We start from the raw sequence: 15266 nt of genomic DNA on the forward strand, positions 1-15266 counted from the left end.
CTAATGGTCGGCTACTCTGTTATCTTTAAAGACTTGATCATTCGATTGAAAATCTTTTCTAACTCCTTTTTTTCGCTTTCTCGGGCAGATGTGATTATTTCCCAACGCTGACCATTGTTATTAAATATGTACCGCTGCTGGTGGTAATAATTGTCATTGATAAATGCTCTGGTAGTACCTGTTTGGAGCTGATACTTTCCAATTTTTATCGTATTCGGAGTTGGTAACTCAGTTATTACATATTCCTTCGGTTGTATGATTTGAAGAGTTTCGTTTCCACCCAAAGGCGAAGCATCCTCAAAATATGTAATCGTAAAATATATGCTGCTTGTGTCATTTGCTGATGGGCTTAATTTAACGACGTACCCATTATCAAAAACCTGCCAACTCTTGGGTTTTTTTAAGCTGAATGATAAGTCAGGGTCATTGAATTTTAACCGCTGAGCAACTAAGAATGAAGTAACTGTTGTGATAAGAAAAAAACTAATTATAGTCCGCATATCTTTTGTTCACGGTTTCTATTGATCGAGAGATCACTTGTATTAAAACATTATGATCAATATCTTCAAGTCTTTTGAAATACAGGCATCCAACGCTTGTCTTATGCTTTCCTAATTTTGCGAGTAAATCCTCCTGATTCTCAAACCCTCCCATGATATAAACCGACATGTTTTGTTTCCTGGGCGAAAATCCTGCCACAAACCAATCGCCTTCTCTTCCGCTTTTATATTTATAGTGGTACTTCCCAAACCCAACGAGGGAGTTTCCCCACATCATTGGTTCTTCTTTGGTAACGTGCTTCATGAGATTTAAAATTTCTAGAGCATCATCTCGCTTCCATTCAGGCTCCACAGAGTCAATAAATTCAAAAACGCTTTGTTGGTTTGGTTTGGTTTTGAGATCAGACATGATCATTGACTGCTATTTGCAAATCTGGCAGATCGCAACAAAAAGAGTGTAACGAACATAAGAAAAATTACGCCTGTCCATAGATAAGCAGTCGCTACTACAGGAAGTACTATTAATAAAAGGCCAATTCCAAATCCAAGGAAGGTGATTGTACGGAATCGGGAAATAGAGTCGATTGTAACAACATCTTTAGCAATCAATAGTCTCAGATTAGCACCCAATCCAGCAACGGAGACAATTGAAGCTAACAGAGTAGCTAAAAAATACAGTAAGAATTCTGATGTTTTTAAGTTGAAGGAATAGCCGAGTCCCATGAATAGTGCCATTATCGAAGTGAGCAAAACTCCAATTGATGTAGATCGCACTAAGGGCTTTTTTCTGAATCGAAGTAGTAAACCTGCACAAATAGATATTAAGAATAGCCCTATAAAAAATGAGTTTAGTGCACCGGGGTTTTCCGGGTACATTATAGATCGAGCATTTAAGAATCCTGAGATTACTAGCACCGCAATAATGCCTGATAGGAGTACTAAAAGTGATTTGTTCAGCAAACTTGATTTCATGGGTGTTTTTTTGATTGAAATCAATTTACTTGACAAAACACTTATTCGCAAAAATCAGGATGTGTAAGTTGCTATTTAAGAGGTAGTGTAACTCCCAATTTTTCTCCCAATTCCTTTAAGTCCTTAACCACCGGATCGAGTAGGTCAATGCCATTTTTCAATCGATCTGCTGTCATCTCTCTTTCAGGATCTCCCGGGATGAGTACTTTTTCTTCTGGATTCACTGTTTCAGAAGCTCTGAATCGCTCAATCCAGTTGTCCATGTGAGACTTAAACTCCTCTCCATCACGGAAAGCATCTATACGCATTGCACCAAAGAAATGACCAAGTCCTTCACCCACAGGATTAGGAGCAGGATCAATAAATGCAACAAATGGAGGCACCCATGGGCCATAATTAGCGCCAGAAAGCACAGCAGACAGAATATCAACCACAGCACCTAGCGCATAGCCTTTATGCGAACCATGCTCACGATCTCCTCCGAGTGGACGCATGGAGCCACCCTTCATTAGCCCTTTGGCGTCAGTTGTAATATGCCCCTTTTGGTCTTGCAACCATCCCTCAGGCGCATCTTGTCCTTTTCTCTGCAAGACTTCCAACTTACCATTTGCAGCAGTAGTGGTAGCCATATCCAGCACGAACGGAGGCTGATTTTTAGTGGGGATCGCTATGGATATAGGGTTGGTTCCTAAAAGTCGCTCTTTAGAAAAAGTAGGTGAAACTAACGGACTAGCGTTGGTAAGCGATATCCCAATACAATCTGCTTCCAGTGCCATCATGGCGTGATATCCTGCAATCCCATAATGATTAGAATTCTTTACTGCCACCCAGCCAGAGCCTACATTTTTAGCTTTCTCGATTGCCAATTTCATGGCGTGTGGACCTACAACTAGTCCAAGACCAAGATCACCATCAACAACTGCTGTAGAAGGAGTTTCATGAGTTGTTTGGATATTGGGAGTGGCATTCAGTCTGTTTTTTTCATGTAGTCTGATATAGCCGGATAAGCGTGCCACTCCGTGTGAATCTACTCCTCTTAAGTCTGCACTGACTAACACATCTGCTGCCTGCTGTGCTTCATCTTCAGGACATCCAATCTTTATGAAAATGTTTTTGGCGAATCGCCTTAGTTCATCCGCAGAAAAAATCATGCGGCGAAATTACGCATTTAAGGGTTATTTGGAGGCTAAATTCGATTGAAGCTTATCCAGAACATCATAGAGAATTCCTTCCTTGAGAGCGTATGCAGAAATTCTCAAGTTTTTAAGATTTAATTTTTCTGCCAGATAATCGATCAGAACACAAGCCACCACAATCATATCAACGCGCATTTCAATCATTCCAGGGATGGCTAATCGCTGTTCACGATTTTTACTAATAAGCTCTCTGTAAATAGCATTGAAAACATTTTTACCAAAAGGATATTCAGTAGCATCTGGATTTCTTATTATCCCACTTTCCTCACAATAAATATCACTAAGTGTATCGAAGGTGCCAGAGCAGCCAATTAGTGTTTCCGGATTATGTTCGCCGCAAGCTTGTATCAGTGGTTGTAGTTCAGCATCGAAATAAGTATAAAGCTGTTTGATTTCATCATCAGAAATCGGATCGTTCCTGTGAAATTTTTCAACCAGTCGCTGGCCACCTACCTCAAAACTTCGCATCCAATATGCTTGATTTGAGTCAGCAATGATAAATTCAATACTGCCACCACCTATGTCCATGATCAGGTTTTTTTCCTTACCTAGATCAAGTGCTTTACTGGCTCCCAGGTGTATAAGTTCCGCTTCTCTGGCACCAGAAATCACCTCAATTTCAATCTCGGTTTGAGATTTTATTTCCTCTACTAATTCTTTTCCATTGCTTGCATTCCTGATTGCGCTTGTCGCAGTAGCAAACACTTTATCAATGTTGTTGGTTAAAATTTTTTCTTTAAACTCATTAAGTGTCTGTAATGCTCGATCCCAGGCTGCCTTTGTAATCTCTCCTTTATTTATTCCCTTCTCACCAATTTTCACAGCTTTTCGTTCGCGATGAAGAATTTCATGCGAATCTTTATCCACCTGTGCTATCATCAAGTGAAAGGTATTAGTGCCTAAATCTATAACTGCAACCTTCATAAACAGGCCGCAATATAGCAAAATGAGAGTGAGAGTTTGGTGATTTTGTAGATTGAAAATGTTGGATTCTTCATTGTCCATGGCTCACCTTATCTTTGGCGTTTTGCAATCGAAATATGAGCACAGAGAAACCAAAAACAGGAACCAACATCCAATCTATCGCAGAAAAGATCGAACGATTGGAAGCCATGAATGAAGAAGTCTTAAAGGGCGGAGGTGAAGATCGAATTGCCAAGCAGCATGAAAAAGGAAAACTCACCGCACGCGAGCGAATCGATTTACTTCTTGATCAGGGTTCATTTGAAGAGATAGGAAAGTTTGTCACTCACCGTGCCACGGATTTCGGTATGGATAAACAGAAAATCCTTGGAGATGGTGTGGTAACCGGATACGGAACCATAGATGGAAGGCTGACCTATGTATTCAGTCAGGATTTCACCGTTTTTGGAGGTTCACTTTCCGAAACCTTTGCAGAGAAAATTGTTAAGATCATGGATCTGGCAATGAAAAATGGAGCACCTGTCATTGGATTGAATGATTCTGGAGGTGCGCGTATTCAAGAAGGGGTGGTTTCCCTTGGCGGCTATGCGGATATTTTTTATCGAAACACACTGGCCTCAGGAGTTGTACCTCAGATATCTGCTATTCTGGGTCCATGTGCAGGAGGTGCAGTTTATTCTCCTGCCATTACTGATTTCATCTTCATGGTGGAACAAAGCAGTTACATGTTTGTAACCGGACCCAATGTAGTAAAAACAGTGACTCAGGAAGATGTGACCAGCGAAGAACTTGGGGGTGCTCAAACGCATGCATCAAAGAGTGGGGTCACTCATTTTGCTTGTGCAAATGAAGCTGAGTGCATCCGACAGATCAAGCAACTCATGAGCTATATACCTTCTAATTGTGAGGAAGAGCCGCCAATGCTTGATTACGAAATTGGAGATGAAACAAGAAATGAACTAGATAATATTCTACCTGACAATCCGAATCAGCCGTATGACATGCATGATGTAATCAATGGTATCATTGATAAAGATTCGTTTTTAGAAGTACATAAAGATTTTGCAGAAAATATCATCTGTGGTTTTGGAAGACTGGCTGGAAGAAGTGTAGGAATTGTAGCCAATCAGCCAATGAGTATGGCTGGTGTATTGGACATTCATTCAAGTACTAAAGGTGGTCGTTTTGTGAGATTCTGTGATAGCTTCAATGTACCATTATTGGTGTTGGTGGATGTGCCCGGATTCTTACCAGGTACAGATCAGGAATGGAACGGAATCATCACCAACGGAGCAAAGTTACTTTATGCATTTAGTGAAGCTACCGTTCCAAGGATTTCAGTAATTACAAGAAAAGCATATGGTGGAGCCTATGATGTGATGAACTCTAAGCACATCGGGGCAGATATGAACTATGCATGGCCTACAGCTGAGATTGCAGTGATGGGAGCACAAGGAGCTTCTGAGATTATTTTCAAAAAAGAAATCAAGAAGGCAGATGATCCGAATGCAAAGCTTCAGGAAAAAATTAACGAATACACCGAGAAGTTTGCCAACCCGTACATCGCAGCATCACGCGGTTTTGTTGATGAGGTAATTATGCCTCATAATACACGGACGAAATTGATCCATGCATTTAAAATGCTGGAAAATAAAGTGGATAAGCTTCCAAGGAAGAAGCATGGAAATATTCCTTTATAATTAAAAAAATCCCCCTTTGGAGGGGGTAGAGGGGAGGTTCTAAATGAAAACTGCAATCATAACAGCAGCATCCAAAGGAATGGGGTTAGCCTGTGCTGAGAAATTGGCAAAAGAAGGTTATCAACTGGCTATCCTTTCTCGTTCATCAGAGATTCACGATCTGGCAGACAAGTTTGGTGGCATTGCGGTGCAGGGTTCGACAGACAATGAAGAGGATTTAAGACGTTTGGTGGATGCAACCATGGAAACGTACGGTCAGATTGATGTGGTGGTGAATAATACCGGTCATCCGCCGAAAGGAGAGCTGCTTGAATTAACAGACGATCAATGGAAAGAAGGATTTGACCTGGCATTGATGAATGTCATTCGCATGTCACGATTGGTTGTTTCATACATGAATGGAGGAGGTTCGATCGTCAATATTTCAACATTTGGCGCGAAAGAACCTTCATTGAGTTTCCCGATTTCATCGGTAGCACGAACCGCGTTGAGTAGCTTTACCAAGCTATTTGCAACAAAATACGGTGCTTCAAATATTCGTATGAATAATGTGCTGCCAGGATTCATTGATAGCTATAAAGCAGATCAGGAAACAATCAATCAAATTCCGATGTTGCGACAAGGAACGCCCGAAGAGGTTGCTAATTTAGTGGCCTTTTTAGCGAGCGATAAATCAGAATATATCACAAGACAAGACTTCCTCATCGATGGAGGATTAGTAAAATCAATATAGATGATTCATAACTTTTATGAGAATAGTAAATTAATTCACGTCTAAGAGGGAGGGGTTAGAAAGTTTGGCGGGCCAGTGTTGGCTCGTGTGTTGATAGCTTTCAAACTTTCTTGATTTTTTTGTTACTTTTTTCATCAAGGAAAAAAGTAAGGCATAGAAAAATATTTTGAAACAATCAGAAATACAGATATTCAATGGATACTAAAAGCAAAGACTTTCTTTACAAATACCTTAATAATGCTGCACCGACTGGCTTTGAGCAGGAAGGCCAAAAAATATGGTTGGATTACATCAAGCCTTATGTGGATGACTATGAAGTTGACACCTATGGAAGTGTTTATGGAGTAGTAAACCCTGAGGCCAAGTATAAAGTGGTGATTGAAGCGCACGCGGATGAGATCAGCTGGTTTGTGAACTATATCACCGACAAAGGCTACATCTATGTTGTTAGAAATGGTGGATCTGATCATCAGATTGCCCCTTCCATGCGGGTGAACCTACACACGAAAGATGGAGTGGTCAAAGGAGTCTTCGGATGGCCAGCCATTCATGTCAGAAAGGATAAGGAGGATAATCCAACTTTAAAGAATATCTGCATCGATGTTGGAGCTGAAAGTAAGGAGGAAGTGGAGAAAATGGGTATCCATGTAGGTACTGTGGCTACTTTCCAGGATGAGCTTTTCGAAATGAACAAAAAGTATTTGGTTGGAAGAGCGCTGGATAACCGAATGGGTGGATTCATGATTGCCGAAGTGGTTCGAAGGCTTTCAGAAAAGAAAGTAAAACTACCATTTGGACTTTATGTGGTAAACTCTGTTCAGGAGGAAATAGGATTGCGTGGAGCTGAAATGATCTCCAGAAGGATCAAGCCAAACGTAGCAATTGTAACAGATGTTACCCATGACACACAATCTCCCATGTACGATAAGATTACAAGCGGAGACATGACGGCAGGAAAGGGGCCAGCTGTGACCTACGGCCCGGCAGTTCAGAATAATCTGCGTGACATGATTCTTGAGGTTGCAGAGAAAAACAAGCTTCCATATCAGCGAATGGCGGCATCCAGAACAACAGGAACAGACACAGATGCCTTTGCTTATTCCGATATAGGAGTGGCTTCTGCATTGATTTCACTTCCATTGAAGTACATGCATACGACTGTCGAAACGGTGCACAAGGAAGATGTGGAAAACGTGATTCGATTAATATATGAAACAGTTGCTCAGATCAAAGACGGGCAGGATTTTACCTATTTTAAGTAATGAAAAAGATTCTCTTTTTAGGCTTTATTTTAATTTTTGCTGGTTGTGTAACCAAGGAAAGCTCTTCGGTAAAAGGGAAGTGGTATACCTATGCAGAAAGTGGAGACTACATGGAACTATGGTTAGGTGAAGATAAAGCCATGAGTTACCTGAGTGGAATCGATCAGTTCTTACTTTATGATTTAAAGCGAGATGGTAAAACGCTTGATTTCTCGTTGATTGAAAGTAGAATAGTTGATGAGCATAGTTTTCAGTTGATAGTAAATAAATCAAGTGAGGAGCTTTTCCAAGCAACATTCATTGGAGATAATAAGATCGATTCATTAAAAACATATTTTCTATTGGATCGAATGGTGCCTGACATAAAAGGCAGGCTAGGTGAGAATCAGGAATTGATGAATGAGCTGTTCGAACGGCTAGAGAGTGGATCACATGTAGGGCATGGTCATTAATCAATGATTTCTAAAACATATACCGATCAGATGGGGAGAGAGGTGACAATAGCCTCTCCACCTCGTCGGATTGTGTCATTAGTCCCCTCTCAGACAGAATTTTTGATTGATATTGGTGCGCCTGTAGTGGGACGGACTAAATTTTGCGTTCACCCAACCGATCAAGTCAAAGACCTTCCTGTAATTGGAGGTACGAAAAATTTTCATATCGATAAAATCAGGCAGCTTAAGCCGGACCTCATTATAGGGAATAAGGAAGAGAATTATCGTGAGGGTATCGAAGAACTTGAAAAGGAATTCCCTGTTTGGATGAGCGATATCTACACGCTGGAAGATTCCTTTGAAATGATGTATGCGCTAGGCGGGATTTGCAATTTGAATGAGCAGAAAGAAACAATCGTTCAAGCTTGTCATACAGCTACAGAAAAGATTAAAAATTCCAAATCAGGTAAGGTGATTTATTTGATCTGGAAAGCCCCCTGGATGGCAGCCGGGAAAAACACTTTCATCGATCATTTGCTGAACCATCTCGGTTATGAAAACATGGTCAAGGAAGAGCGCTACCCTGAACTGACGGATGAAAAAATCAGTGAACTAAAACCTGATAAGATTCTATTTAGCTCTGAGCCCTTTCCATTCAAAGAACAACATCTTGAGGAGGTCAAATCCAAGTGGCCAATAAGTGAATGTCAATTAGTAGATGGTGAACTATATAGCTGGTATGGGAGTCGTTTGAGAAAATGGAAATCCTGATCTATGCCCATTTATAAACTTACCGAAGACATCATTTTTCCTCCTATTGATGGTGCTGAAGATGGGATCGTGGCAGTGGGTGGTGATTTGCTTCCTGAAAGACTCGTGCTAGCCTATCAATCAGGTATTTTTCCATGGTATAGCAAAGGTGAGCCAATTATCTGGTGGAGTCCGGATCCACGTTTTGTGCTGTTTCCAGAGAAGTTGCATATATCCAGATCGATGAAGCGTGTGCTAAAGAAGCGTGAACTCACCGTGACATTTAATCAAGCATTTGAAAAAGTTATCAACGAGTGCAAGCGAATGCTAAGACCCGGTCAGAAAGGTACCTGGATCACCGATGAAATGGAGTTGGCTTATATCCGATTGCATGATATGGGTATTGCAGAATCTGTTGAAGTATGGAAAGGGCATGATTTGGTAGGAGGGATGTATGGCGTACGAACAAATAAAGTGTTTAGTGGAGAGTCCATGTTTTCAAAAGCGAGTAATGCCTCCAAGGTGGCCTTGATTCATTTTTTTCAAAAATTCCAACAGGAAGGTGGTGAGCTATTCGATTGTCAGGTCCATTCAGATCATATGATAAGCATGGGAGCAGAAAATATCAGTCGTGAAGCGTACCAGAAGTTTTTGATTGATGATTAAAACTTTCGATTTACAAGCCTACTCGGTTCATGAGCTGTATTCATTTGAATTTCGAATTCAATCACACCTAAAACCAGCTCTTCTTCTGTCAGCACCTCGACTTTCCATTCACCTTCTTTCACATAATTTTTGTAAGTATACCCTCTATATCCTCCGTCTCTTCCACCCAAAATATCGTACTTGATATCCTCAATAAATTCCCATTCTTCCTTTAAAGCATTGTACCAACTCCAGCGGTGGAATATCGTTTTTTTCAAGTCCGTAGGGGCAAATATGGATGAGAAAACATAAACTCGCTCATCTGGATTCCAAATGAATTCTTTTTTATGTTTTCTCCAGAATACATACCACTTATCTCGTTCGAAGGAAACCACATATTTACCATTCTCACGTTTTATATCATGGGCAACAATACCTGTATTTAAGGCTAAGGGTACTGGAGGGATAAGTTTAAAAAAGTAGAAGACGTTGATGACACAATAAATCGTGAAAACAATGGTCAGAAGCTTACCTAAATGCACTTCTGATTTAGTACTCGGACTTACCCGATAAATCAAGACAATTAAAGCCAGCGTACACAACAAGCTTATTGCACCCGAAAGAATGAATACATTTTGATTCATCGCTTTAATGAATACAGGGATTATGAAAGTGAAGAAAGTAAAGCTTAGAAAGAAGTAAATGCTAAACTGCAAGTACTTATTTGAAATACGTTTTTTCAGAAACTCATTGGCAAAAAGCAGCAATACTAATATTGCGAAAAAATAAGCCGTTTTAGTGAGGGAGACACTTCGTGAAAAGTAGACCACATATGCGCTGGAAAGTGCACCAAAGAAAAACTGAATTGCTAAAGGAAGGTACTCTTCAAATCTTTCCAGAAATGTGTTTTTCCATCTTCCGTCTGGTACGCGGTTATATACATAAAGTGTGCAAGAGAGCAGCGTCATATGCATGCACAACACTGTGAGGTCATAAAGCCTGTCGATCCTGCCAAGGGTTAGGGAATCAAAGATAAAGCCTCCAATAAAAAAGAAGATTGGAGCATATTTTTCATTCCTTCGAAGGAATTTCCTAAAGGCACTGTCCCGATACTTCGCTAGTATTTTACTCATTTTAAATTGAAAAATTCAAAATAAGATCGATTTGAATTCACATCCTATGGGATGATGATTAAAGTTCAAATAATTACAGATTACGCCTCCTGCACGATGAAGATGGCATTGTTATTCAAATCATAAAAGCCAAACTCATGTGTTCCCCATGGTGTATTCATCCGAAGTTTGTCTTTCTCAACCGTACCCCGCTCTACAAATTCATCAAAATAAGGCTGGATGTTTTTTACGAAGATTTTCATCACAGAGGGGTGCACCGGATCTTCTTCGTTATCATGATGCCATTGCAGGTGAAATTCAAGGTTGTCTCTTTGCAAACCTGTGTATCCTTTATCTCCAAAATAGAAGTTGAAACCTGCATATTGTTTATACCATTTTAGGTCACGATCGATATCAGAAGAAGATAAAACAGGGATGATGTAAAGGGTAGAGGAAGGTGTGTTCATAAGGTTTAAATAACGTGGACTGTTACTTTGCGTTACGTCGTATTTCTGATTAGTGGTTTTAGCATAACTTGACAATGAAATGTCTAACAATAAATAGAAATGAGCTATCAACTGACTGATAAACTTTATTTCCCACCAATATCTGAAGCTGAAGAAGATGGCTTGGTGGCGGTTGGTGGTGACCTTAGTCCTGAGCGACTGATGCTCGCTTATCATTCAGGTATTTTCCCCTGGTATAGTGATGATGAACCTATCATGTGGTACAGTCCCAATCCACGTTTCGTTTTGCTTCCCGAGAAACTGTATGTATCAAAGTCCATGCGTAGTGTTTTGAAAAAGGAAGAGTTTTCAGTTACCTATAATCAAGATTTTGAAGGGGTCATTAATGCATGCAAGCAGATGCAAAGAGCGGGTCAGGATGGCACCTGGATCACTGAAGAAATGGTAGCCGCTTACATCAAACTCTATGAATTAGGGCACGCACAATCGGTAGAGGTATGGAAAGACAATGAGCTGGTTGGTGGGATGTATGGCATCCACCTGGGAACCGTATATTGTGGAGAATCCATGTTTTCCAAAGTGAGCAATGCCTCCAAAACAGGCTTGATTATGTTCATGCGAAAGTTTCAGGAAGAGGGAGGTCAGCTGTATGACTGTCAGGCTTATACAGATCATATGGCGAGTATGGGAGCCGAACTCATTCCAAGAGAAGATTTTCTTAAATACCTGAATGACATAAAGAAATAATGTCAAATGTTTCACTCAATAATTGGTACGATCTGTCCGATACATTTGATTGGAAAGGCTATCGGATTGTTTATAAAACACATAACAGCGATAAACCTTGGCTCTTACTAATCCATGGGTTTCCTACTGCATCGTATGACTGGAATGAAATCTGGGAACCGTTAAGCAAACAGTTTTCATTGGTAACGCTGGATATGTTAGGGTTTGGCTATTCAGAAAAGCCCAACCCATATCCCTATTCCATCATACAACAAGCAGATTTGGTGGAAGACTTGATGTCTCATCTGGACATCTCAGAATGCCACTTACTGGCTCATGATTATGGAGACACGGTTGCTCAGGAATTGATAGCTAGGTACAATGATGGAGGTAAATTGAAGTTTAAATCCGTCTGTTTGCTAAATGGAGGTATTTTCCCGGAATCGCATCACCCTCTACCGATTCAAAAAATGCTGATGAGCCCAATTGGTTTTCTATTGAGTAAGCTTCTCAATCAGAGAAAATTTGAAAAGAGTTTTGGAAGAATCTTTGGACCGGATACCGGACTTAGCTCTGAGGAATTGAGCACCTATTGGCAGTTGGTGTCAAAAAAGAATGGCCATCGCATTGCTCATTTGCTTATAAAGTACATGAGAGAACGAGTGGTCAATCGGGAAAGATGGGTAGGCGCATTACAAAATTTCAAACACCCATTAGGTTTGATTAATGGATTAGTTGATCCAATCTCAGGCCAAGTCATGGTCGATCGTTATAAGGAGATAATTTCTGCAAAAAATATCTGGACGATGGATCGCATCGGACACAATCCACAGATAGAAGCTCCGGAGGAGGTGGTGAGGTTTTATAAAGAGTTTTCGGAAAAGAATGCATTTTAATCATCAAAATTCTGATTTCCTCACCGTTTCATTAATTTCCATTCTGTATGAAGAGTAGCAGTTTATTGAAAATTGGTTTGGGCTTTATCATAGGATTAATTCTAATCTCATGTAATAATCAAGATCCCAAAACAGCATTTGAATATGTCAATCCATTCATCGGAACAGGTGGACATGGACATACGTTTCCCGGAGCTACCATGCCTTTTGGAATGGTTCAGCTAAGCCCTGATACGCGATTGGAAGGTTGGGATGGCTGCTCCGGATATCATTATTCAGACTCTGTTATATATGGCTTCAGTCATACACATTTAAGTGGGACGGGCATTGCAGATTATGCAGACATTCTTCTCATGCCTTACACCGGAGACACCTACTTTAATAATGGCGCTGATGGTCAAACGGGATACAGCTCTTCTTTCTTGAAAGAAACAGAAGTTGCGGAACCTGGGTATTATGCAGTCAATCTGCAGGATGATGAGATCGACGTTCAATTGACTGTAGGCAAAAGGGTAGGATTCCATCAGTATGACTTCAATGGTGCTAAGGATCGAAAAGTTATCATTGATTTAGCCCATCGAGATGAGGTTTTGGAATCTAAACTTACTCAGGTAAATGACTTTGAGTTAACAGGATATCGTCACAGTAAATCCTGGGCGCAGCAGCAATACCTTTTCTTTCGGATGATCTTTAATGAACCCATTCAGTCCGTAGAGTATGGAGAAGGCACGGGCGGAAAAAAGGCGGCACTGTCCTTTGGTGATGGAGATCAACTTAAGGTAAAAGTCGCCATCTCGGCTGTGGATGAAGAAGGGGCCAGAAAAAATTTGGAAGCAGAAATACCGGATTGGGATTTTGATAATGCCCGAATGAATGCGAGGTTGGCCTGGGAAGATCAATTGGATAAGATCCAGGTAGCAAGCGGAACTGATGAGCAAATGGAAATCTTCTATGGTGCGCTGTATCACACGATGATTGCACCGAACTTATATCATGATGTAGATGGAAGGTATAGAAGCACTGACCTTGAAGTCCATCATGACACTACATTCACAAATCATACAGTGTTTTCATTGTGGGATACCTATCGCAGTACCCATCCCCTGTATACCATTATTGAGCGAGAGCGTTCATCTGACTTCATTCAAACGTTTCTTAAGCAATATGAATATGGTGGTAGGTTACCTATGTGGGAGCTTGCGGGCAACTACACTGATTGCATGATAGGCTATCATGCAGTACCAACCATTGCGGATGCCTATATGAAAGGGATCAAAGGGTTTGATTCTGAAAAGGCATTGGAAGCGATGATCCAAAGTTCCATGCAAGATCGATTGGGTATTGGGGAATTTCGCACCTCGGGTTATATACCTTCTGATATGGAAGCAGAAAGTGTATCAAAAACACTCGAGTATGCTTACGATGACTGGACGATTGCTGAAATGGCCAATCAGATGGGTAAGCCCGATGTTGCTTCGGTCTATTATCATAGAGCGCAGAATTACAAGAATGTATTTGATCCGTCCACTGGATTTATGCGAGCACGGAATAACAATCGTTGGTTCTATCCCTTTGAGCCGGCAGAAGTCAATTTTAACTACACGGAGGCCAACTCCTGGCAATACAGTTATTATGTGCCTCAGGATGTAGAATCCTGGATTGAAATGCTTGGTGGGGATAAAGCAGCAGAACAAAAACTAGATGACATTTTCTCAGCTGATTCGAAGACTTTTGGCAGAGATCAGGCGGATATCACCGGACTCATAGGACAGTATGCGCATGGAAATGAGCCGAGTCATCACATTCCATACTTGTACAATTTTGTAGGCCGTCCGGATAAAACACAAAAATTAGTTCGCCAAATCATGAATGAATTGTACGCAGCTCAACCTGGCGGGCTTTCAGGAAACGAAGATTGTGGACAGATGTCATCCTGGTTGGTGATGAGTGCTTTGGGTTTTTATCCCGTCACCCCGGGAAGCACCGATTACATTTTGGGGAGTCCCTGGTTTGAAAAGGCGATTATCAACCTAGAGAATGGAAATCAATTTGTGATAGAGGCAAAAGACAATGGTGTTGATAATTTCTATGTGGGATCAGTATCGTTAAATAGCAAAGCACATCCATATTCTTTCATAGGCCATGAAGACATCATGAATGGTGGGAAACTCACATTTAGGATGCAGTCTGAACCTTCAGATTGGGGAACAATTAAAGAACATCGACCAAGATCCAGAATTGATACCGAAGCTATTGCCATTCCAGCACTGGAAACTGGGGATCATGCTTTTATGGACAATACAGAAGTAACGCTTTCAACGTCAACCACAGATGCAACCATTTTTTATTCGTTTACTGCTGGTGGAGAAAAGAAAACCTATAGAAAACCATTTTTAATTGATCGATCAACTGATCTGGTTGTTTGGGCTGAAAAGGACGGTAAGGAAAGTCTGAAAGCCAAAAGCACCTTCTATAAAATTCCGGAGAAACGGAATATCACCTTGGGTACCCAATACGCCAACCACTATAATGGAGGAGGAGAAATGGCATTGATAGATTTTATACGGGGAGGAAAGGATTTCCGGACTGGTTCATGGCAAGGATATGAAGGAGTAGACCTTGAAGCTGTAGTAGACATGGGCAAAGTTGGTAATTATAATGTGGTGAAGATTGGTTTCTTGCAAGATGAGAATGCCTGGATTTTCATGCCGCTGGAAGTTCGATTTTTCTCATCTGAAGATGGAGAAGACTTCAGTGAACTGGGTTTAGATGTCAACGATGTTTCTTACAAAGAGAAGGGAGCGATTCTTAAAGATTTCAGAGTAAACACCCCTTTCAAGGGGAGATACATTAAAATAGTGGCTAAAAATCGGGGCGTTTGCCCACCGGATCATAAAGGTGCAGGAGGGAAGTCATGGATTTTTGCAGACGAAATTGTAATCAACTAAT

At 40.8% G+C, this 15266-nt stretch carries 17 protein-coding genes; 10 read left to right on the plus strand and 7 right to left on the minus strand.

Features of this window, described 5'->3' with window-relative positions; all coding sequences use genetic code 11:
• Window positions 1–11 precede the first annotated feature (11 nt).
• The 3 genes from ACOMC3_RS03125 to ACOMC3_RS03135 are packed head-to-tail and all read right to left on the minus strand — an operon-like array spanning window position 12 to window position 1223.
• A complete protein-coding gene (locus tag ACOMC3_RS03125; RefSeq protein WP_420318068.1) occupies window positions 12–500 on the minus strand; it encodes a hypothetical protein in 489 nt (162 codons plus the stop codon).
• Window positions 484–909 (minus strand): DUF1801 domain-containing protein, encoded by a 426-nt coding sequence (locus ACOMC3_RS03130; protein ID WP_420318069.1) that lies wholly within the window; start codon window positions 907–909, stop codon window positions 484–486. Before ACOMC3_RS03130 ends, ACOMC3_RS03125 begins: the two co-directional genes overlap by 17 nt.
• Window positions 910–911: 2 nt before the next feature.
• A complete protein-coding gene (locus ACOMC3_RS03135; protein ID WP_420318070.1) occupies window positions 912–1223 on the minus strand; it encodes a hypothetical protein in 312 nt (103 codons plus the stop codon).
• On the opposite strand from ACOMC3_RS03135, the gene ACOMC3_RS03140 reads away from it, so the two are divergent.
• Window positions 1222–1539: a hypothetical protein gene (locus ACOMC3_RS03140; protein ID WP_420318071.1), complete on the plus strand. Its 318-nt coding sequence runs from the start codon at window positions 1222–1224 to the stop codon at window positions 1537–1539. The genes ACOMC3_RS03135 and ACOMC3_RS03140 overlap by 2 nt on opposite strands.
• Before the next feature lie 4 nt (window positions 1540–1543).
• Here ACOMC3_RS03140 and ACOMC3_RS03145 read toward each other — a convergent pair whose 3' ends face one another.
• Entirely contained in the window at window positions 1544–2623 is a 1080-nt protein-coding gene (locus tag ACOMC3_RS03145) for an Ldh family oxidoreductase (RefSeq protein WP_420318072.1), read from the minus strand.
• A 24-nt stretch (window positions 2624–2647) separates the two neighbouring features.
• Entirely contained in the window at window positions 2648–3592 is a 945-nt protein-coding gene (locus tag ACOMC3_RS03150; protein WP_420318073.1) for an exopolyphosphatase, read from the minus strand.
• A 116-nt stretch (window positions 3593–3708) separates the two neighbouring features.
• Between ACOMC3_RS03150 and ACOMC3_RS03155 the strand changes: the two genes are divergently transcribed.
• The 6 genes from ACOMC3_RS03155 (at window position 3709) to aat (ACOMC3_RS03180) (ending at window position 9137) form a co-directional block, all read left to right on the plus strand.
• Window positions 3709–5292 carry an acyl-CoA carboxylase subunit beta gene (locus ACOMC3_RS03155; protein WP_420318074.1) on the plus strand — a complete coding sequence of 528 codons (1584 nt, stop codon included), beginning with the start codon at window positions 3709–3711 and terminating at the stop codon, window positions 5290–5292.
• Between the two features lie 43 nt (window positions 5293–5335).
• Complete coding sequence (locus tag ACOMC3_RS03160) at window positions 5336–6025, plus strand: SDR family oxidoreductase (RefSeq protein ID WP_420318075.1); 690 nt, start codon at window positions 5336–5338, stop codon at window positions 6023–6025.
• A 194-nt stretch (window positions 6026–6219) separates the two neighbouring features.
• Complete coding sequence (locus ACOMC3_RS03165; RefSeq protein ID WP_420318076.1) at window positions 6220–7287, plus strand: M42 family metallopeptidase; 1068 nt, start codon at window positions 6220–6222, stop codon at window positions 7285–7287.
• On the plus strand, window positions 7287–7739 hold the full coding sequence (locus ACOMC3_RS03170; RefSeq protein WP_420318077.1) for a hypothetical protein: 453 nt from the start codon (window positions 7287–7289) through the stop codon (window positions 7737–7739). The genes ACOMC3_RS03165 and ACOMC3_RS03170 overlap by 1 nt, the downstream gene beginning before the upstream one ends.
• Before the next feature lie 3 nt (window positions 7740–7742).
• The gene (locus ACOMC3_RS03175; RefSeq protein WP_420318078.1) at window positions 7743–8492 is read left to right on the plus strand and encodes an ABC transporter substrate-binding protein; all 750 of its coding nucleotides are present in this window, start codon (window positions 7743–7745) and stop codon (window positions 8490–8492) included.
• A 3-nt stretch (window positions 8493–8495) separates the two neighbouring features.
• Entirely contained in the window at window positions 8496–9137 is a 642-nt protein-coding gene (gene aat / locus ACOMC3_RS03180) for a leucyl/phenylalanyl-tRNA--protein transferase (RefSeq protein ID WP_420318079.1), read from the plus strand.
• Here aat (ACOMC3_RS03180) and ACOMC3_RS03185 read toward each other — a convergent pair.
• Together ACOMC3_RS03185 and ACOMC3_RS03190 are read right to left on the minus strand one after the other, a co-directional pair.
• Complete coding sequence (locus ACOMC3_RS03185; RefSeq protein ID WP_420318080.1) at window positions 9134–10249, minus strand: DUF2914 domain-containing protein; 1116 nt, start codon at window positions 10247–10249, stop codon at window positions 9134–9136. The genes aat (ACOMC3_RS03180) and ACOMC3_RS03185 overlap by 4 nt on opposite strands.
• Before the next feature lie 80 nt (window positions 10250–10329).
• Window positions 10330–10695 (minus strand): glyoxalase/bleomycin resistance/extradiol dioxygenase family protein, encoded by a 366-nt coding sequence (locus ACOMC3_RS03190; RefSeq protein ID WP_420318081.1) that lies wholly within the window; start codon window positions 10693–10695, stop codon window positions 10330–10332.
• A gap of 99 nt (window positions 10696–10794) precedes the next feature.
• Here ACOMC3_RS03190 and aat (ACOMC3_RS03195) point away from each other — a divergent pair, with 99 nt between their 5' ends.
• From aat (ACOMC3_RS03195) to ACOMC3_RS03205, 3 genes are read left to right on the plus strand one after another with little or no spacing between them, the layout of a single operon-like run.
• Window positions 10795–11442 (plus strand): leucyl/phenylalanyl-tRNA--protein transferase, encoded by a 648-nt coding sequence (aat, locus tag ACOMC3_RS03195; RefSeq protein ID WP_420318082.1) that lies wholly within the window; start codon window positions 10795–10797, stop codon window positions 11440–11442.
• The gene (locus tag ACOMC3_RS03200) at window positions 11442–12317 is read left to right on the plus strand and encodes an alpha/beta fold hydrolase (RefSeq protein WP_420318083.1); all 876 of its coding nucleotides are present in this window, start codon (window positions 11442–11444) and stop codon (window positions 12315–12317) included. The genes aat (ACOMC3_RS03195) and ACOMC3_RS03200 overlap by 1 nt, the downstream gene beginning before the upstream one ends.
• A gap of 47 nt (window positions 12318–12364) precedes the next feature.
• Window positions 12365–15265, plus strand: a complete 2901-nt coding sequence (locus ACOMC3_RS03205; RefSeq protein WP_420318084.1) for a GH92 family glycosyl hydrolase — start codon at window positions 12365–12367, stop codon at window positions 15263–15265.
• Window position 15266: the final 1 nt, after the last annotated feature.

The sequence above is a fragment of the Ekhidna sp. genome (genome assembly GCF_965212185.1).
Lineage (GTDB): Bacteria > Bacteroidota > Bacteroidia > Cytophagales > Cyclobacteriaceae > Ekhidna.